This window comes from Stenotrophomonas sp. 10L48 (genome assembly GCF_056395105.1).
The window spans coordinates 263329-281502 of sequence record NZ_JBFTIX010000006.1 but is presented as its reverse complement, the minus strand read 5'-3'; the positions used below and the strand labels follow the sequence as shown (position 1 = coordinate 281502).

Annotated in this window: 17 protein-coding genes; 8 read left to right on the top strand and 9 right to left on the bottom strand. The window is 65.2% G+C overall.

Annotation, left to right across the window (positions count from 1 at the left end):
* Positions 1-140 precede the first annotated feature (140 nt).
* From AC1DCU_RS12900 to ykgO, 6 genes are all read right to left on the bottom strand, one after another.
* Complete coding sequence (locus tag AC1DCU_RS12900; protein ID WP_442252132.1) at positions 141-1361, bottom strand: TraB/GumN family protein; 1221 nt, start codon at positions 1359-1361, stop codon at positions 141-143.
* A 4-nt stretch (positions 1362-1365) separates the two neighbouring features.
* Positions 1366-1896, bottom strand: a complete 531-nt coding sequence (locus AC1DCU_RS12895; RefSeq protein ID WP_025875048.1) for a GNAT family N-acetyltransferase — start codon at positions 1894-1896, stop codon at positions 1366-1368.
* A 14-nt stretch (positions 1897-1910) separates the two neighbouring features.
* Positions 1911-2798, bottom strand: a complete 888-nt coding sequence (locus AC1DCU_RS12890; protein WP_442252133.1) for a carbon-nitrogen hydrolase — start codon at positions 2796-2798, stop codon at positions 1911-1913.
* A 163-nt stretch (positions 2799-2961) separates the two neighbouring features.
* Complete coding sequence (locus AC1DCU_RS12885; RefSeq protein WP_025875044.1) at positions 2962-3999, bottom strand: agmatine deiminase family protein; 1038 nt, start codon at positions 3997-3999, stop codon at positions 2962-2964.
* Positions 4000-4038: 39 nt separating this feature from the next.
* A complete protein-coding gene (locus AC1DCU_RS12880) occupies positions 4039-4368 on the bottom strand; it encodes a hypothetical protein (RefSeq protein ID WP_478014186.1) in 330 nt (109 codons plus the stop codon).
* 146 nt (positions 4369-4514) lie between these two features.
* Complete coding sequence (gene ykgO, locus AC1DCU_RS12875; RefSeq protein ID WP_005409283.1) at positions 4515-4640, bottom strand: type B 50S ribosomal protein L36; 126 nt, start codon at positions 4638-4640, stop codon at positions 4515-4517.
* A gap of 197 nt (positions 4641-4837) precedes the next feature.
* On the opposite strand from ykgO, the gene cmk reads away from it, so the two are divergent.
* From cmk to galU, 8 genes are all read left to right on the top strand, one after another.
* Positions 4838-5515: a (d)CMP kinase gene (gene cmk / locus AC1DCU_RS12870; RefSeq protein WP_025875034.1), complete on the top strand. Its 678-nt coding sequence runs from the start codon at positions 4838-4840 to the stop codon at positions 5513-5515.
* 201 nt (positions 5516-5716) lie between these two features.
* Entirely contained in the window at positions 5717-7402 is a 1686-nt protein-coding gene (gene rpsA / locus AC1DCU_RS12865) for a 30S ribosomal protein S1 (protein ID WP_025875032.1), read from the top strand.
* 89 nt (positions 7403-7491) lie between these two features.
* Positions 7492-7797 (top strand): integration host factor subunit beta, encoded by a 306-nt coding sequence (locus AC1DCU_RS12860; RefSeq protein ID WP_005409286.1) that lies wholly within the window; start codon positions 7492-7494, stop codon positions 7795-7797.
* A gap of 77 nt (positions 7798-7874) precedes the next feature.
* Positions 7875-8159, top strand: a complete 285-nt coding sequence (locus AC1DCU_RS12855) for a hypothetical protein (RefSeq protein ID WP_442252134.1) — start codon at positions 7875-7877, stop codon at positions 8157-8159.
* A gap of 6 nt (positions 8160-8165) precedes the next feature.
* Positions 8166-9344, top strand: a complete 1179-nt coding sequence (gene lapB / locus AC1DCU_RS12850) for a lipopolysaccharide assembly protein LapB (protein WP_032977571.1) — start codon at positions 8166-8168, stop codon at positions 9342-9344.
* Between the two features lie 3 nt (positions 9345-9347).
* Positions 9348-10325, top strand: a complete 978-nt coding sequence (locus AC1DCU_RS12845; protein WP_442252135.1) for an MraY family glycosyltransferase — start codon at positions 9348-9350, stop codon at positions 10323-10325.
* A gap of 15 nt (positions 10326-10340) precedes the next feature.
* Positions 10341-12254 (top strand): polysaccharide biosynthesis protein, encoded by a 1914-nt coding sequence (locus AC1DCU_RS12840; protein WP_032977567.1) that lies wholly within the window; start codon positions 10341-10343, stop codon positions 12252-12254.
* Positions 12251-13129: a UTP--glucose-1-phosphate uridylyltransferase GalU gene (galU, locus tag AC1DCU_RS12835; RefSeq protein ID WP_025875017.1), complete on the top strand. Its 879-nt coding sequence runs from the start codon at positions 12251-12253 to the stop codon at positions 13127-13129. The genes AC1DCU_RS12840 and galU overlap by 4 nt, the downstream gene beginning before the upstream one ends.
* 615 nt (positions 13130-13744) lie before the next feature.
* Here the strand turns inward: galU and AC1DCU_RS12830 are convergent.
* From AC1DCU_RS12830 to AC1DCU_RS12820, 3 genes are all read right to left on the bottom strand, one after another.
* Positions 13745-14953, bottom strand: coding sequence for an acetyl-CoA C-acyltransferase (locus tag AC1DCU_RS12830; protein WP_032977565.1), 1209 nt, complete (start codon positions 14951-14953; stop codon positions 13745-13747).
* A 69-nt stretch (positions 14954-15022) separates the two neighbouring features.
* A complete protein-coding gene (locus tag AC1DCU_RS12825) occupies positions 15023-17395 on the bottom strand; it encodes a 3-hydroxyacyl-CoA dehydrogenase/enoyl-CoA hydratase family protein (RefSeq protein WP_478014184.1) in 2373 nt (790 codons plus the stop codon).
* 26 nt (positions 17396-17421) lie between these two features.
* On the bottom strand, positions 17422-18090 hold the full coding sequence (locus tag AC1DCU_RS12820; RefSeq protein WP_025875011.1) for a TetR/AcrR family transcriptional regulator: 669 nt from the start codon (positions 18088-18090) through the stop codon (positions 17422-17424).
* Between the last annotated feature and the right edge of the window lie 84 nt (positions 18091-18174).

Genomic DNA, 18174 nt, shown 5'->3' with positions numbered 1-18174 from the left:
GGAGACCGGTCGTAGTGGGGCGGTCTCCCCTTTTTTTCGCCGGGCATGGCCCGGCGCTACCATCGCCGTGGATGTAAATGACGTGCCAACCAAGGTTGGCACCTACCGGTAGCGCCGGGCCATGCCCGGCGGGGCAGCGATCAGCTCGCCACCTTGCTCCAGACCTTGCCTGCAGTCAGCCACAGGCCCAGCATGCTGCCCAGGTTGGTCAGCATGAAGGTCAGCACCACGCGGGTGACCCGGTTGCGGTACCAGCCCTTCAACGACTGTGCATCGTCACGCAGCTTGAGGAAATCCTCGTAGGTCGGCTTGCGCAGGCGCGCTTCCACCAGTGCCGCGAATGCGCCGGTGGGGATGCTCAGGCGGAACGGCTTGAACGGCGCCACCACGATCGCGGTGAGGATGCTCAGCGGGTGGCTGCCGGCCACCAGGCAGCCCAGGCCAGCCAGGCCGCCGGTATACATCGCCCAGGTCGCCAGCAGCTCGGTGCCTACGCCCAGTCCACCACGATAGAAGCCGACACCGATGCCGGTGGCCACGATGGCGAGGATCGCCAGGGTGAACCACGGGATGTTGCGCTTCTTCGGCACCGCTTCCAGCTGCTCGCGCAACGGCGCAGGCGCCTCGGTATCGGTTTCCAGGTAACGCGCCAGGCCGGCCAGATGGCCGGCGCCGACCACCGCCAGCACTTCACGCTGCTGCGGATCATGCGCTTCGCGCAGGCGCGTGGCCATGTAGCGGTCACGCTCGCCGATGATGGTTTCGTACAACGCCGGGTTCTCGCTGGCGAACTCGCCGAAGCTCGATTCCAGCATGTCGCCCTGCTTCAGCTTCTCGATCTCGTCTTCGCCGACATCCTCGGACGAGAACAGGCCGGCGCCAAGCCCGGCCACCAGCTTCAGCTTGCCGAAGAAGCCCAGTCGCTGCGAAGCACGACGGAATGTCAGGCCGACTTCGCGGTCGATCAGGTGCACCGGCAGGTTGCGCTCGCGCGCCAGGTCCACCGCACGCTTGAGTTCCGCGCCCGGCTCGATGCCGAGCTGTTCGGCCAGTCGGCGCTGGTAGGCCGACAACGCGAGGTTGGCCGCGAACAACGCGACGCGGCCCTTGCGGATCACTTCCACCAGGTCCAGTTTGGCCAGCGTGTCCGGGTCGCTCAGCGCCTGCAAGCGCTGCGGGTCCAGCTCGACGGCCACCGCATCGAATCGTCCGCTATCGATGGCTTTCTCCACCGCCTCGACGCTGGCATGGGAGACGTGGGCAGTGCCCAGCAGGGTGTAGCGCACGCCATCGCGCTCGACGACGCGCACTGGCTGGCCGGCGAACAGATCGTCGCCGGTTTCGGGAAGGATTTCGGTCATGGAATCATTCATTGGAAGGAGCGGAATCGGCGCCATCGCCGAGCGCGCGCTGCATCTGTACGGTGTCCAGCCAGCGGCCGTGCTTGCGGCCGAGGCCACGGAACACGCCCACCAGCTGGAAACCGAAGCGTTCGTGCAGCTTGATGGAGGCCGTGTTGGTCGGCTCGCCGATCACCGCCACCATCTGTCGATGGCCGCGCGCGGTGCAGGCATCGATCAGTGCCTGCAGCAGGCTGGTGCCGACGCCACGGCCCTGGAAACGGGCATCGACGTAGACCGAGTTCTCAACGGTCCACTGGTAGGCGATGCGCGTGCGGTAGGTGTTGGCATACGCATAGCCGGCAACCTGGCCGTCGACCTCGGCCACCAGGTAGGGGAAGCCGCGGTCGATGATGTCGCGCATGCGGCGCAGCATCTCGGCCTGGTCGGGGATCTCGTACTCATAGGTGTTGACGAAGTCGGTCACTTCCACCGCGTAGATCGCGGTGATCGCAGCGATGTCGGCAGGGCCGGCATCACGGATGAGTACGGCCATGCGCGGGCTCCGGGTCAGTCGATGTAGCGCTTGAGCAGGTCGCCGTAGGCGTCGATGCGACGATCACGCAGGAACGGCCAGATGCGGCGCACGTGTTCGCTGCGCTGCAGGTCGACCTCGCACATCAGGATGGTCGCTTCGGTGCCGGCTTCGGCCAGGAACTCGCCCTGCGGGCCCAGCACGTGGCTGTTGCCCCAGAACTGGATGCCTGAGGCGCCCAGCGGCGAAGCCTCATGGCCGACGCGGTTGCAGCTGAGCACCGGCACGCCGTTGGCTACGGCATGGCCACGGTGGCTCAGTACCCAGGCGTCGCGCTGGCGGGTCTTCTCGTCCTGTGCATCGTCCGGGTCCCAGCCGATCGCGGTGGGGTACAGCAGCAGCTCAGCACCGGCCAGCGCCATCAGGCGCGCTGCTTCCGGGTACCACTGGTCCCAGCACACCAGCACGCCGAGGCGGCCGACCGAGGTGTCGATCGGCTTGAAGCCGATGTCGCCCGGGGTGAAGTAGAACTTCTCGTAGAAGCCCGGGTCATCCGGGATGTGCATCTTGCGGTACTTGCCCAGCAAGGTGCCGTCCTTCTCGAAGACCACGGCGGTGTTGTGGTACAGGCCGGCAGCGCGGCGCTCGAACAGCGAGCCGACCAGCACCACGCCATGCTTCTTGGCCAGCGCGCCCAGGCGCTCGGTGCTTGGTCCCGGAATCGGCTCGGCCAGGTCGAATTCATCGACCGATTCGTGCTGGCAGAAGTAGGGACCGTTGTGCAGTTCCTGCAGCAGCACCAGCTTCGCGCCCTGTGCCGCGGCGTCGGCAACACGCGCTTCGATCACCGCCAGGTTGGCGGCGGCATCACCGTGGTTGCGCTCCTGGATCAGGGCGACGGTAAGGGGGCTGCGCGAGTTCATGCGGGGCGATCCTGCGGGGGAAAACCCGCATGTTAACGCGGATGCGCCACGACAGCGTGTTGGCTGCTGAATGGTGCACGCAACCGGTAGCGCCGGGCCATGCCCGGCGGATTTTCCAGATGCCGCCGCGCTCGCCGGGCATGGCCCGGCGCTACCGCGTGGCTTATGCCTTCAACAGCCCGGCCGGCAGCTGCATGGTGATGCAGTGCAGGCTGCCGTTCTGCCAGATCAGCGAGCGGCACGGCACCTGCACGATCTCGCGGCCAGGGTGGGCCTGTGCCAGCACGTCGCGGGCCAGGTCATCGGCCGGGTCGCCATAGGCCGGCATCAGCACCGCGCCGTTGACGATCAGGTAATTGGCATACGAAGCAGCCAGGCGACGGCCTTCATCGATCACCGGCTGTGCCCACGGCAACGGGAACAGGCGGTACGGCTTTCCGTCAGCCGTGCGCAGTGCGGCCAGCTCGGCGCCCATCGCCTGCAGCTCGGCGTAATGCGAGTCGCTGGCGTCGTCGCAGGCCTGGTAGACGATGCTGTCGGCCGAGGCGAAGCGGGCGAGGGTGTCGATATGGGCGTCGGTGTCGTCGCCTTCCAGATAGCCATGATCCAGCCACAGCACGCGCTTCTGCTGCAGCCAGTCGGCCAGGTCGGCGCTCAGGCTGTCGCGGTCACGGTCGGGATGGCGCTCGTGCAGGCACTTCCAGGTGGTCAGCAGGGTGCCTTCGCCATCGGTCTCGATGCCGCCGCCCTCCAGCGCGAACGGAATGCTGCGCACCGTCGCGTCGTTGAACACGCCGGCCTGGTCGAGCGCGCCGACCAGCTGGTCATCCAGGGTGGCGTCGAACTTGCCGCCCCAGCCGGTGAAGCGGAAGTCCAGCAGCTGGAAGCTGCCGTCGGCACGGCGCAGGGTGATCGGGCCCGAATCACGCAGCCAGGTGTCGTCGTAGGCGGCGGTGGTGAAGTGGACCTTGTCCATGTCGATGCGGTTGGAGCGCAGCCGCATCTCGGCGTAGGTCTCCACGTCATCGTCGGCCACGCAGATCAGCACCGGCTGGAAGCGGGTGATCGCTGCAACCAGGGCGATGTAGGTCTCTTCCACCTGGCCCAGGCGGTCGGCCCAGTCGGTGTCGGCGGTGGGCCAGGCAATCAGGACGCCGCTCTGGGCTTCCCATTCGGCAGGAAAACGAAGGGTCTGGTTCATGGTCTCGCTACACGCGCCCGCCGGTGGCGGGCATGGGGGTCAACRGATCGGCGGCTTGGGGCCGATTTCGTTCGGATCCGCCTGGTTTGCCACCACGTCGATCACCTTCTGCTTCTCGAAGTAGACGGTGAACTGCGGGTACACCCAGCGGTGGATGGTCGGCCATTGCCGTTTCTGCCCGCCGCGCGGCTGCAGCTGTTCTGCCGGCGCGCCGAACTGCGACTGCACCTGCTGCATGCTCTGGCCGCGGACGGGCAGGGCGCCGGCCGGCTTTTCGCGGGCGCGGTCAACAAGCAGGGTATCGGCCATCGCCGGGGTGGCGGCAGCCAGGGTGGCCAGTACGGCCAGGGTGCACAGGTAACGCGTCATCTCGATCTACTCCCCAGTGGTCAAGAACAGCGATTACAGCAAAAACGGCAGGAAAAAACCGCATAAACAAAAAACCGCCCGAAGGCGGTTTTTTGCATCGGGTCGGCCCCGCGTGGGGCCAGCCGCGGTCACAAGGACCGTTGGGCTTAGCGCTGACGCGCCTTGAAACGCGGGTTCGACTTGCAGATGACGAAGATCTTGCCACGACGACGCACGACCTTGCAGTCACGGTGACGGGCCTTCGCCGACTTCAGGGAGGACAGAACTTTCATGGCATACCTCGGCGTAAACAGTAGTTGTTCGGGTGGAGCGTGGCCGCGATATGCGAAAGACAATCGGCAGTGGACGCTCGTTCAAGCCCGCCATTCTACCGGGCTTTTCCCCATGGTTTCAAGTGGTTGCACAAAAGGCCCGTTGCGGGGTGTCCGGCAGGGGCTAGAATGCCCCCTTCACACGCGCAAGGACCCCCATGAATCCACTCGTTCCCGTCCTGACCATCGACGGCCCGTCAGGGGCCGGCAAGGGTACCATCAGCCGCATCGTGGCGCGCCGGTTGGGCTGGCACTACCTGGATTCGGGTGCTCTGTACCGCGCGGTCGGCGTGGCGGCCAGCTGGGCCGACATCGACACCTCCGATGCTTCCGCGCTGGTGCGCTGCACCTTTGATACGCATGTCCAGTTCGTCGAGCAGGGCGATGGCATGCGGGTCCTGGTCAATGGCACCGACGCCACCGACGAGCTGCGGCTGGAGACCACCGGGGCGCTGGCGTCGGCGATTGCCGCCATCCCCGAGGTCCGGGCCGCCCTGAAGGAGCGCCAGCGCGCATTCAGGATGGAGCCGGGGCTGGTTGCCGACGGCCGCGACATGGGTACGGTGATCTTCCCGGACGCCCCCTACAAGGTCTTCCTGACCGCCAGTGCCGAGGAGCGCGCCGAGCGCCGGCATAAGCAGTTGAAAGACAAGGGGGTTTCTGTTAACTTTGAAGACCTCCTGCGCGAGATCATGGCCCGCGACGCCCGTGATGCTCAGCGTACCGTGGCGCCCCTGAAGCCGGCAGACGATGCTGTCCTCATCGACACCACAGGCATCGGCATCGAAGATGTCGTTGCCAGAGTGATGGATCTGCTTCCGGTTCCGGCTGCCTGATCCGTTCGCGCGGGAGCTCTGCCAGCAGCATCGGTGGAGGTCGCGCATCTGCAGTGCTGTAAAAGCTCCGTCGCGCAATGATGCGTGGCGGTTTTCCTACTTCCACACACGACCTGCATTTCCGGGGTCGACCAACAGGCGGGCGGTAGCCATTCCCTGAAGGGAAGCCAACCGACCCATGTGTCCAACAGAGTAAATCTAATGACCGAATCATTTGCCGAACTGTTTGAAGCCAGCCAGGCCAACCTGGCCAAGCTGAAGCCGGGCGCCATCGTCAGCGGTACCGTTGTTGAAGTCCGCGGCGACGTCGTGGTGATCAACGCCGGGCTGAAGTCGGAAGGCATCGTGCCGATCGAACAGTTCCGTAACGACGCTGGCGAAATCGATGTTGCCGAAGGCGACATCGTCAAGGTCGCCCTCGACTCGATCGAGAACGGCTTCGGTGAAACCGTCCTGTCGCGCGAGAAGGCCAAGCGCGCGATGGTGTGGGACGAGCTGGAAGAAGCGTTGGAAAAGAACGAAACCATCACCGGTCGCATCAGCGGCAAGGTCAAGGGTGGTTTCACCGTGGACATCAAGGATGTCCGCGCCTTCCTGCCGGGTTCCCTGGTCGATGTGCGCCCCGTGCGCGATCCGGCCTACCTGGAAGGCAAGGAGCTGGAATTCAAGCTCATCAAGCTTGACCGCAAGCGCAACAACGTCGTGGTCTCGCGCCGCGCTGTCGTCGAAAGCGAGCACTCGGAAGAGCGCGAGCAGCTGATGGACAAGCTGCAGGAAGGCGCGATCCTGAAGGGTGTCGTCAAGAACCTGACCGATTACGGCGCATTCGTGGACCTGGGCGGCATCGACGGCCTGCTGCACATCACCGACATGGCATGGAAGCGCGTGCGCCATCCGTCCGAAGTCGTCAATGTCGGCGACGAGCTGGACGTGCGCGTGCTGAAGTTCGACCGCGAGCGCAACCGCGTTTCGCTGGGCCTGAAGCAGCTGGGCGAAGATCCGTGGGATAACATCGCCCGTCGTTACCCGGCCAACAGCCGCGTGTTCGGCAAGGTCTCCAACGTCACCGATTACGGCGCATTCGTCGAAATCGAGCCGGGCGTCGAAGGTCTGGTGCACGTTTCCGAGATGGATTGGACCAACAAGAACGTCAACCCGTCCAAGGTTGTGCAGGTCGGTGACGAAGTTGAAGTCATGGTCCTGGACGTCGACGAGGAGCGTCGCCGCATCTCGCTGGGCATGAAGCAGGTTGCCGCCAATCCGTGGGAAACCTTCGCTGCCACCCACAAGAAGGGTGACAAGGTGTCGGGCCAGATCAAGTCGATCACCGACTTCGGCATCTTCATCGGCCTGGACGGCGGCATCGACGGCCTGGTTCACCTGTCCGACATCAGCTGGGCGACCACTGGCGAAGACATCGTTCGCAACTTCAAGAAGGGCGACAACCTGGACGCAGTCGTCCTGGCCGTCGATCCGGAGCGCGAGCGCATTTCGCTGGGCGTCAAGCAGCTGGAGCAGGATCCGTTCGGCCAGTACATGGCGACCAATCCGAAGGGCTCCAAGGTCGAAGGCGTGGTGAAGGAAGTCGACGCCAAGGGCGCGATCATCGAGCTGTCCGACGGCATCGAAGGCTATGTTGCAGCTCGCGACATCGCCAACGAGCGTGTTGACGACGCGACCCAGCACCTGAAGGTCGGCGACAAGGTTGAAGCCAAGTTCGTGGGCATGGATCGCAAGGGTCGTACCCTGCAGCTGTCGATCAAGGCCAAGGACGACGCGGAAATGCGCGAAGTGCTGGAGGAATACCAGTCCTCTTCGGCTTCCAGCGGCACCACCCAGCTGGGCGCGCTGCTGCGTGCACAGCTGAACGGCAACAAGTCCGAGTAATATCGGCCTTACGCTGTTCGTTGTTTCCTGGACGGCCCGGGCACTGCCCGGGCCGTTTCAGGCTGAGATGCCCCTGATGTGAGCCGGTAATGACCAAATCCGAACTGATCGAAATCCTTGCGCGCCGGCAGGCGCACCTGAAGGCCGATGATGTCGATCTGGCGGTCAAATCATTGCTGGAAATGATGGGGGGCTCACTGTCGGCCGGCGATCGCATCGAGATCCGCGGCTTTGGCAGTTTTTCGCTGCACTACCGTCCGCCGCGCCTGGGGCGCAACCCGAAGACCGGCGAATCGGTTGCCCTGCCGGGCAAGCATGTCCCTCATTTCAAGCCAGGCAAGGAATTGCGCGAGCGGGTCAGCAGTGTGCTGCCGCTGGACGCAGATCCGGCCTGAGCCATCCGTCGCGCGACTTCGTGCGAATCCCACCACGAGTCGGATAAGCTACGGCCTCCTGCCAATGGAGCTGTCGCATGAAAGTTTTTCGTCTGCTGGTCCTGCTGGCGGTTCTGATCCTTGGTCTGATCATCGGTGCGGTCAACATGACGGCCATGTCGATCAACCTGCTGTTTACCCAATTGAACACGTCCGTCGGCGTGGCGCTGATCGCCGCTCTGCTGATCGGTGTCGTGGTCGGCGCTGGCCTGGTGCTGGTGAGCGTGGTCATTCCGCTCTACAGCCAGCTGCGACGTGCCAGCAAGTCGGCGGCTGCGCCGTCGGCGCCGGTCGCCCCCTCCCAATCTTTTGATGGACGTTGATCGACGATGGAATTCGTTTCCGAGTGGTTCTGGTTCTTCCTGTGTCTTCCGTTGGCGGCTCTGGCCGGCTGGGTGATCGGACGCCGCGGTGGTCAACGCCACGGTGACAATCAGGTCAGCCACCTGTCCAGCACCTATTTCCGTGGCCTGAACTACCTGCTCAACGAGCAGCCGGACAAGGCCATCGAACTGTTCCTGCACATCGCCGAGCTGGACAAGGAAACCTTTGAGACCCAGGTCGCGCTGGGCCATCTGTTCCGTCGCCGTGGTGAAGTGGACCGCGCGATCCGTCTGCACCAGGGCCTGGTCAACCGCCAGGACCTGAGCGACGCGCAGCGCGTGCAGGCGCTGCTGGCACTGGGCGAGGACTACATGAAGTCTGGCCTGCTGGACCGTGCCGAAACCGTGTTCACCGAACTGGCGCAGCTGGACCAGCGCGCACCGCAGGCGCTCAAGCACCTGATCGGCATCTACCAGGCCGAGCGCGACTGGGAAAAGGCGATCGACAACGCTACCCGCTTCGAGGATGTCACCGGCGAGCCGATGGGCAAGCTGATCGGGCAGTTCGAATGCGAGCTCGCCGAGCGCTTCCGTGGCGCTGGCAAGCTGGAAGAGGCGAGGGCGGCCATCGCCCGCGCCTACCAGGCTGATGCCATGTCGGTCCGTGCCGGCATCATCGAGGGGCGCCTGGAAACCGATGCAGGCAACGCCGAGGCCGCCGTGCGTGCCTTCGAGCGTGCCGCCCGCAACGATCCGGAGTACCTGCCGGAAGTGCTGCCGGCGCTGATGGAAAACTACCGCAAGGTCGGCGACCTGGGCGGCGCGCGCGCGTTCCTGTCCGAGATGACCGAACATTACCGCGGCATCGCCCCGGTGCTGGCGCTGACCCGCCTGATGGAAGAGCAGGAGGGTGTTGCACCTGCCCGCGCCTACCTCGGCCGCCAGCTCAAGGATCGCCCATCGGTGCGTGGCGAATCGGCGCTGATCGACCTCACCCTGGCCGAGGGCGCAGATTCCACCGCGACCCTGCACGACCTCAAGCACATCACCGATCAGTTGCTGGTGCGCAATCCCGCCTACCGCTGCACACGCTGCGGATTCGGCGCGCGTACCCACCACTGGCAATGCCCGAGCTGCAAGGAGTGGGGCACGGTCAAGCCGCTGTTGAATTACGCGGTGCTCTGAACCATGCCGTGGCTTGTGATGGCCGCGCTGCTGGGCCTGGCCCTGCTCAGCGCGGGGTTGACCTGGGCGGCGCGTGTGTATGCGCTGCGCAGGCAGCTGCTGGATCAGCCCGGCGAGCGCCGCAGCCACAGTGTCGCAACTCCTCGCGGTGGTGGCATCGCCATCGTGATCAGTCTGCTGGTTGCTGCGGCCGTGGCCGCTTTTTTCTGGCCGGACGCCGCGCCCAGCCTGGCTGTTGCCAGCCTTGGCCTGCTGCTGGTTGCCGGCATCGGCTGGTGGGATGACCATCGGCCGCTGCCAGCCATGCGCCGTTTGCTGGTGCATTTCCTCGCCGCTGTCTTGCTGGCAGGGCTGGTCAAGATGCACGGGGGTAGCTGGCTGTTGAGCCTGCTGGTGCTGTTCTTCACCGCCTCGCTGATCAACATCTGGAACTTCATGGATGGCATCAACGGGATTGCCAGCAGCCAGGCCGTCATCGTTGCGCTGGGCTTTGCCACCGTGCTGCCCTGGCCCTATTCGCTGGTGGCCGTTGTTCTCGGCTTGGCCTGCCTGGGTTTTCTGCCATTCAATTTCCCGCAGGCGCGGATCTTCATGGGTGATGTCGGTAGTGGCGCCCTCGGCTATGCGGTGGCGGTGGTGCTGGCCGTCGCGGCAGTGCACACCGACATCAACTGGATCCTGTTGTTGCTGCCGTTGTCTGCATTTCTTGTGGACGCGGGCTTCACGCTGTTGGCGCGCATGCTTTCCGGGCAACGCTGGATGGAACCCCACACCCAGCATGTCTACCAGCGCGCGGTGCAGGCAGGAGCCAGCCATGCCCAGGTGACAGGGATGTACTTTGTTTTGGGCCTGTTCAGTATTACAGTGTTCAATATCTGCACCAATTTGCAGCCGAGGTGGGAGGCTGTCGTAGCGGTCGCGTGGTTTGCCGCGCTGACCCTGCTGTGGCTCCTCCTGCGCAATGGATTGCGCCACCGATAAGGAATTACTCGATCTATGTCTTCACCTTGGCGGGACAGAATCCTCGGCCTGATGCCGCGTACGGCCATCGTCTGCCACGACTTGTTCATGGTATGGGCCTGTTGGCAGCTGCTGCACGCAGGTCGTTACTCGATTCTGGCCGACGCTCCTGCATTGCCCTTGTGGAACGTGGACACCACGCTGGTGCTGGCACTGCAGGGACTGGTGTTCTGGCGTATCGGCCTCTATCGCGGGCTGTGGCGCTTTGCCAGCGTCAGCGACCTGCTGAACATCTTCAAGGCCAGCTTCATCGGCCTGATCGCCATTGTTCTGGTACTGGCCTGGAAGCGCTTCAACGGCGTGCCGATGTCGGTGCTGGTGATCTATCCGTTCGCGCTGTCGGCACTGCTGGGCGCGCCGCGCCTGTTGTACCGCGCGTGGAAGGACTACCAGTCGCTGCAGTCCGATTCGACCGCGCGCCGGGTGCTGATTCTCGGCGCCGGACAGGCCGCCGAGACCCTGGTGCGCGACCTGCGCCGGTCCGGCAATTTCGAGCCGGTCGGCCTGCTCGATGATGCGCCGCACCTGCGAGGGGCCAAGCTGCAGAGCCTGCCGATCCTGGGCACGCTGGACGATGCACCAGCAGTGGCCCGCGAGACTGCAGCCAAGCTGCTGGTGATTGCCATGCCTTCGCTCGATGCCGTCGGCATGCAGCGCGTGGTGGCCATCTGCGAGAGCACCGGCATTCCGTTCCGCACGGTGCCCAAGCTCAGCGACATTCTGCAGGGGCAGTCGCTGCCGGGGCAGCTGAAGGAAGTGGCGATCGAAGATCTGCTCGGCCGCAAGCCGATCATGCCGGACTGGAACCTCATCCGTGGCTGGTTGGGCGGGCGCACGGTGATGGTGACCGGTGCCGGTGGCTCGATCGGGTCCGAGTTGTGCCGCCAGTGCGCGCGCCATGGTGCCGGTCGTATCGTGCTGCTGGAGATCAGTGAGCTGCTGCTGTTGACCATCGAGGGCGAGCTGCGCCGCAGCTTCCCCGATGTCGAGATCGAAGCGGTGCTCGGTGACTGTGGCGATCCCGCGGTGATCCGCCACGCGCTGTCGCTGCACCCGGTCGACACCGCCTTCCATGCGGCTGCCTACAAGCACGTGCCGGTGCTGGAGCGTCAGCTGCGTGAAGCCGTGCGCAACAACATCCTGGCTACCGAGAACGTGGCCCGCGCCTGCCTGGAAGCCCACGTCGAGCACTTTGTGTTCATCTCGACCGACAAGGCGGTGGACCCGGTCAATGCGCTGGGCGCCAGCAAGCGCTATGCGGAGATGATCTGCCAGAGTCTGGACCAGAAGTCCACGCACACCCGTTTCGTGACCGTGCGTTTCGGCAACGTGCTGGCGTCGGCCGGCAGCGTGGTGCCGCTGTTCCGCGAGCAGATCCTCAAGGGCGGCCCGGTCACGGTGACAGACCCGGAGGTCAGCCGCTATTTCATGACCATTCCCGAGGCGTGCCAGCTGATCCTGCAGGCGGCCGCGTCGGCGTCGCACGGCGCGATCTACACCCTGGACATGGGCGAGCCTGTGCCGATCCGGGTGTTGGCCGAGCAGATGATCCGGCTGGCGGGCAAGCAGCCCTACAAGGAAATTCCGATCATCTATACCGGCCTGCGCCAAGGCGAGAAGCTGCACGAGACGCTGTTCTATTCCGACGAGGACTACCGGCCGACCGCGCACCCGAAGATCCTCGAGGCCGGCGTCCGTTCGTTCTCGCGGGACATCGTGCTGGGCAACGTGCCGAAGCTGCGCGAGGCCATTGCCCGGTACGACATCGATACGATCCAGGAAATCCTGTTTGCGACCATGCCGGAATTCTCGCCAATCGAACAGGATGCTTACATTTCATCCGCTAAGGTTGTGCCCTTTCCGGCACGTGAGGCCAACAGGCACCAATGAGCAAGCGCATTCGCAAGGCGGTATTCCCGGTAGCGGGTCTGGGCACGCGTTTTCTTCCGGCGACCAAGACGGTGCCGAAGGAGATGCTGCCGATCATCGATCGGCCGCTGATCCAGTACGCCGTGGATGAGGCGATCGAAGCAGGCTGTGACACCCTGGTGTTCATCACCAACCGTTACAAGCACGCCGTCGCCGACTATTTCGACAAGGCCTACGAGCTGGAGCAGAAGCTCGAGCGCGCGGGCAAGCACGAGCAGCTCGAATTGATCCGCCATGTGCTGCCGGAAGGCGTGCGCGCGATCTTCGTCACCCAAGCCGAGGCTCTGGGCCTGGGCCATGCGGTGCTGTGCGCCAAGGCGGTCATCGGTGACGAGCCGTTCGCCGTGCTGCTGCCCGACGATCTGATCTGGAACCGCGGCGCGGGTGCGCTGAAGCAGATGGCCGACCTCAACGAGGCCAGTGGTGCCAGCGTCATCGCCGTGGAGGACGTGCCCCACGACAAGACGGCCAGTTACGGCATCGTCGCCACCGAGGCGTTCGACGGCCGCAAGGGGCGTATCTCGCAGATCGTGGAGAAGCCCAAGCCGGAAGACGCACCGAGTGACCTGGCAGTGGTGGGGCGCTATGTGCTGAGCCCGAAGATTTTCGAGCTGCTCGAGCAGACCCGCACCGGTGCCGGTGGCGAGATCCAGTTGACCGATGCGATCGCCGAACTGCTGAAGACCGACGAGGTCGATGCCTATCGTTTCGAGGGCACCCGTTTCGACTGCGGCACCCACCTGGGGCTGGTCGAGGCGACGATCCGCTTCGCGCTGGACAACCCGAAGCTGGCCGGCCCGGCGCGCGAGAAGCTGGCGGCGATGCTGGCGGAGTAAGGGTTTTTCGAGCGCTCCGGCAGCGCCTTCCTGCATAGCTGGGGGAGGCGCAGGCAGGCCGCTGCAGGACACGCCGTAAACCCCGCTCCGCGGTCCGGCCCAGCCGCTGACGGCTGTGCGTTCGGGCGCTTGCGAAGCAGTGCTTCGCAAGCAAAGCGCCCTCACCCATGGGGGCTCGATGGCGCCTTGCTCGTGTGCGCTGTCCTGCGCACACGGCAAGACCGGGGTTGGGCGTCCTGCCCAACCCGCCCGAGGCATGCCTCGGGCCCATGGCGCCAACGGTCCTGCAAAGGCCCACCCATCCCGCCAGCCTGGTTTCCTGCGGGCGCGGACGGGAAGGGCGGAATCAAGAGCAGGGCAGAAACGAAAAAGGCAGCCGATGGCTGCCTTTTTTCGTTTCCGGAGCATCCACGCATGGCGTGGATCTACTGCTCTTGCCTCTTCTCATCCTTCCGCCGCGGGGAGGCTGGAAGGGCCGGGTTGGCAGGGCTGCTCGGGACCGTTGGCGCCATGGATGGCGCCATCGAGCCCCCATGGATGGGTTCACGGCGTGTCCCGGGCAGCCCTGCCAACCCGGCCCACGCCTTGAAGCCCAACGAGGCAACGCCTTGAACCTTACAGTGCCTCGAAAATGCCCGCTGCACCCATGCCGGTGCCGATGCACATCGTCACCATGCCGTACTTCTGCTGGCGACGGCGCAGGCCGTGCAGCAGGGTCGCGGTACGGATCGCGCCGGTCGCACCCAGCGGATGGCCCAGCGCGATCGCGCCGCCCAGCGGGTTGACCTTGCTCGGGTCCAGGCCGCAGTCGCGGATCACGGCCAGCGACTGCGCGGCGAAGGCTTCGTTGAGCTCGATCCAGTCCAGCTGGTCCTGGCTCAGGCCGGCCTGCTTCAGTGCCTTCGGAATCGCGGCGATCGGGCCGATGCCCATCACTTCCGGGCGCACACCAGCCACCGAGAAGCTGACGAAGCGGGCCAGCGGGGTCAGGCCGTAATCCTTGATCGCCTGTTCCGACGCCAGCAGCACTGCGCCGGCGCCATCGCTCATCTGCGAGGAGTTGCCGGCAGTGACGGTGCCGCCGAACTGGCCGTTGCGGAACACCGGGCGCAGCTTGGCCAGGCCTTCAGCGGAGGAATCCGGACGCGGGCCTTCGTCGGTGTCGGCCACCTTGTTGCGGGTGATGATGCGCTTGCCGTCGGCCAGATCGGGCTGGTGCGAGACGATCTCGTACGGGCTGATCTCGTCCTTGAAGTCGCCGTTCTGGATGGCGGCCATGGCCTTCTGGTGCGAGGCCAGGGCGAACGCGTCCTGTTCTTCGCGCGAGACCTTCCACTCTTCAGCGACCTTCTCGGCGGTGATGCCCATGCCGTAGGCGATGGCGACGTGGTCGTTGTCGAACACGCTCGGGGCCATCGCGATCTTGTTGCCCATCATCGGCACCATCGACATCGATTCGGTGCCGCCGGCCAGCATCAGGTCGGCGTTGCCAAGGCGGATCGCGTCGGCCGCCTGCGCCACGGCCTGCAGGCCGGAGGAGCAGAAGCGGTTCACGGTCTGCGCGGCGATGGTGTTCGGCAGGCCGGCCAGCAGCACGCCGATGCGGGCTACGTTCATGCCCTGCTCGGCTTCGGGCATCGCGCAGCCGATGATCGCGTCATCGATGCGGTTGACGTCCACGCCCGGCGCCTGCGCCACGACGCTGCGCAGCACGTGGGCGAGCATGTCGTCGGGGCGGGTGTTGCGGAACATGCCCTTGGGCGCCTTGCCAACCGGGGTGCGGGTGGCGGCGACGATGTAGGCGTCCTGGATTTGCTTGGTCATTGCAGTGATCTCTTGAATAGGGGTTGGAAGAGGTTGCCGGCCAGTGGCCGGCACTACCGATGTCTTCCGTCAGTTCCGCAGCGGCTTGCCGGTCTTCAGCATGTGCGCGATGCGGGCCTGGGTCTTTTCCTGCTGGGCCAGTTCGACGAAGTGCTTGCGCTCCAGGGTCAGCAGCCACTCTTCGTCGACCAGGGTGCCGCGGTCGACCTTGCCGCCGCACAGCACGGTGGCGATGCGCTCGGCGATCTCGTAGTCGTACGGGCTGATGAAGCGGCCTTCCAGCATGTTGACCAGCATCATCTTGAAGGTGGCGATGCCGACGTCGCCGGCCACTTGGATGCGGCGTGCCGGCAGCGGCGGACGGTAGCCCGCTTCGGCCAGGGCGCGTGCTTCGGCCTTGGCGATGTACAGGGCCTCGTAGCTGTTGAACACCACCTTGTCGGTGCTGCGCAGCAGGCCCAGTTCCTGGGCGTTGACCGCCGAGTTGGACACCTTGGCCATCGCCACGGTCTCGAAGGTCTTCTTCAGTTCGGCGAACACGTCACCGCCCGGGCCGGCGGCCTGCGATGCGCGCACGGCCAGTTCCTTCAGGCCGCCGCCTGCCGGCAGCAGGCCGACGCCGGCCTCGACCAGGCCGATGTAGCTTTCCAGGAAGGCCACGGTCTTGGCGCTGTGCATCTGGAACTCGCAGCCGCCACCCAGGGCCAGGCCACGCACCGCAGCCACCACCGGCACCAGCGAGTACTTGATGCGCTGGCTTGTGCGCTGGAAGTTGTGCACCATTTCTTCGAACTGGTCGACCTTGCCGGCCTGCAGCAGGCCGAGGGCGCCAGCCAGGTCGGCACCGGCGGAGAAGGGCTCCTTCTGCTGCCAGATCACCAGGCCCTGGAAATCCTTCTCGGCGCGGGTGACGCATTCCTGCAGGCCATCCAGCACGTGGTCGGACACGGTGTTCATCTTGGTCTTGAAGCTGACCACGGCGATGCCATCGCCGTCGTGCCACATGCGCAGGCCGTCATTCTCGAACACGGTCTCGCCCGGCGCGAACTTCTCGCCCAGCAGCGGATCGGGGAAGCGCTGGCGCTGGTATACCGGCAGCGACGAACGCGGCAGCTTGGCGTTGCGCGACGGGCTGTAGCTGCCCTCGGCGGCATGCACGCCATCGCGGCCATCGAACACCCAGTCCGGCAGCGGGGCGTTGCTCATGCTCTTGCCGGCGACGATGTCATCGGCAATCCACTGCGCCACCTGCTTCCAGCCGGCAGCCTGCCAGGTTTCGAACGGGCCCAGCGACCAGCCGTAGCCCCAGCGGATGGCCAGATCGACGTCGCGCGCGGTCTCGGCGATGTCGGCCAGGTGGTAGGCGCTGTAGTGGAACAGGTCGCGGAAGGTCGCCCACAGGAAGTGCGCCTGCGGGTGCTGGCTCTCGCGCAGCTTGGCGAACTTCTCGGCCGGGTTCTTGATCTTCAGGATCTCGACCACTTCCGGTGCGGCGGCGCGGTCAGCCGGACGGTAGTCCTGCTTTTCCAGGTCCAGCACCACGATGTCCTTGCCGACCTTGCGGAAGATGCCGGCGCCGGTCTTCTGGCCCAGTGCGCCCTTGGCAATCAGCGCATCCAGCCACTTCGGCGACTTGAAGAACTCATGCCACGGGTCGTTGGGCAGGGTATCGCCCATGGTCTTGATGACGTGGGCCATGGTGTCCAGGCCGACCACGTCGGAGGTGCGGTAGGTGGCGGACTTCGGGCGGCCGACCAGCGGGCCGGTCAGGCCGTCCACTTCGTCGAAGCCCAGGCCGAATTCCTGGGTGTGGTGGATGGTGGACAGGATCGAGAACACGCCGATGCGGTTGCCGATGAAGTTCGGGGTGTCCTTGGCGTACACCACGCCCTTGCCCAGGGTGGTGACCAGGAACGCTTCCAGGCCTTCCAGCACGCTGGCGTCGGTGGTGGTGGCCGGGATCAGCTCGGCCAGGTGCATGTAGCGCGGCGGGTTGAAGAAATGCACGCCGCAGAAGCGGTGGCGCAGCTGTTCGGGCAGCACGTCGGCCAGCTTGTTGATGCCCAGGCCCGAGGTGTTGGAGGCCAGCACGGCGTGGTCGGCCACGAACGGGGCGATCTTCTTGTACAGGTCCTGCTTCCAGTCCATGCGCTCGGCGATCGCCTCGATGATCAGGTCGCAGTCCTTCAGCTGTTCCAGGCCGGTCTCGTAGTTGGCCGGGGTGATGGCTTCGGCCAGCGACTTGCTGGCCAGCGGCGCCGGGCTCAGCTTGCCGAGGTTGGCGATCGACTTCAGCACGATGCCATCGGCCGGACCTTCCTTGGCAGGCAGGTCGAACAGCACGGTGTCGACGCCGGCATTGGTGAGGTGGGCGGCGATCTGGGCACCCATGACGCCGGCACCCAGCACGGCGGCGCGGCGGACTAGCAGGGAATTGGACATGGTGTAGGGCCTTTGTTGGTCAGCAGTTACTGGGTGGAATCAATGGAGGCGGGCAGGGCGCTGCCGCTGCGGGCGGCGGCACGGAATCCGGCCTCGGCGAAATGGATCAGTTCATGGGCGGCATGGGCACGATGCGCCGTTTCGGTGACACCGGCAGGTCGCTTGATCAGCCCGAAATCGGCCATGGCATAGGTCAGCGAGCCAGCGAGGAAATCCAGGCGCCAATAGAGCTCTTCCTTGCTCAGGCCGGGCACGCAGGTGGCGATCGCCTTGCCGAACTCACGCAGCACGTGGCCGTAGTGGTCGGACAGGAACTTGCGCAGGTTGTCGTTCTTTTCAGCGTAGGCACGGGCGATCACGCGGACGAAGGCACCGCCGTTCTGACGGTCCTGGGCCAGCGCCAGGGCCGGCTCGACGAAGGCGGCGAGCACCGGCCGCAGTTGGCCGGGGTGTTCGTTGCGGGCACGCTCGAGCTGGGCCAGGCGGGCGCCGGTCATCTCGTCCATGCGGCGGCGGAACACCTCGTTGACCAGGTTTTCCTTGGAGCCGAAGTGGTAGTTGACCGCAGCGATGTTGACGTCGGCCTGGCTGGTGACCTGGCGCAGCGAGGTGCCGGCAAAGCCGTGCTGGGCGAACAGCTCCTCGGCGGCGCCGAGGATCCGGTCCTTGGTCGAGAAGTGGGCGGGCTTGGCCATCGGGCGGGCGGACCTTAATCAAACGATTGTTTGATACTAGAACCAGACGGTACCGTATGGCATTTTGCAGTGCAGCAAAAATGC

Coding starts and splice junctions, on each gene's coding strand:
- AC1DCU_RS12900 (WP_442252132.1), bottom strand. CDS start 1,361: ATGACCGAAATCCTTCCCGAAACCGGCGACGATCTGTTCGCCGGCCAG.
- AC1DCU_RS12895 (WP_025875048.1), bottom strand. CDS start 1,896: ATGGCCGTACTCATCCGTGATGCCGGCCCTGCCGACATCGCTGCGATC.
- AC1DCU_RS12890 (WP_442252133.1), bottom strand. CDS start 2,798: ATGAACTCGCGCAGCCCCCTTACCGTCGCCCTGATCCAGGAGCGCAAC.
- AC1DCU_RS12885 (WP_025875044.1), bottom strand. CDS start 3,999: ATGAACCAGACCCTTCGTTTTCCTGCCGAATGGGAAGCCCAGAGCGGC.
- ykgO (WP_005409283.1), bottom strand. CDS start 4,640: ATGAAAGTTCTGTCCTCCCTGAAGTCGGCGAAGGCCCGTCACCGTGAC.
- cmk (WP_025875034.1), top strand. CDS start 4,838: ATGAATCCACTCGTTCCCGTCCTGACCATCGACGGCCCGTCAGGGGCC.
- rpsA (WP_025875032.1), top strand. CDS start 5,717: ATGACCGAATCATTTGCCGAACTGTTTGAAGCCAGCCAGGCCAACCTG.
- AC1DCU_RS12860 (WP_005409286.1), top strand. CDS start 7,492: ATGACCAAATCCGAACTGATCGAAATCCTTGCGCGCCGGCAGGCGCAC.
- AC1DCU_RS12855 (WP_442252134.1), top strand. CDS start 7,875: ATGAAAGTTTTTCGTCTGCTGGTCCTGCTGGCGGTTCTGATCCTTGGT.
- lapB (WP_032977571.1), top strand. CDS start 8,166: ATGGAATTCGTTTCCGAGTGGTTCTGGTTCTTCCTGTGTCTTCCGTTG.
- AC1DCU_RS12845 (WP_442252135.1), top strand. CDS start 9,348: ATGCCGTGGCTTGTGATGGCCGCGCTGCTGGGCCTGGCCCTGCTCAGC.
- AC1DCU_RS12840 (WP_032977567.1), top strand. CDS start 10,341: ATGTCTTCACCTTGGCGGGACAGAATCCTCGGCCTGATGCCGCGTACG.
- galU (WP_025875017.1), top strand. CDS start 12,251: ATGAGCAAGCGCATTCGCAAGGCGGTATTCCCGGTAGCGGGTCTGGGC.
- AC1DCU_RS12830 (WP_032977565.1), bottom strand. CDS start 14,953: ATGACCAAGCAAATCCAGGACGCCTACATCGTCGCCGCCACCCGCACC.
- AC1DCU_RS12825 (WP_478014184.1), bottom strand. CDS start 17,395: ATGTCCAATTCCCTGCTAGTCCGCCGCGCCGCCGTGCTGGGTGCCGGC.
- AC1DCU_RS12820 (WP_025875011.1), bottom strand. CDS start 18,090: ATGGCCAAGCCCGCCCACTTCTCGACCAAGGACCGGATCCTCGGCGCC.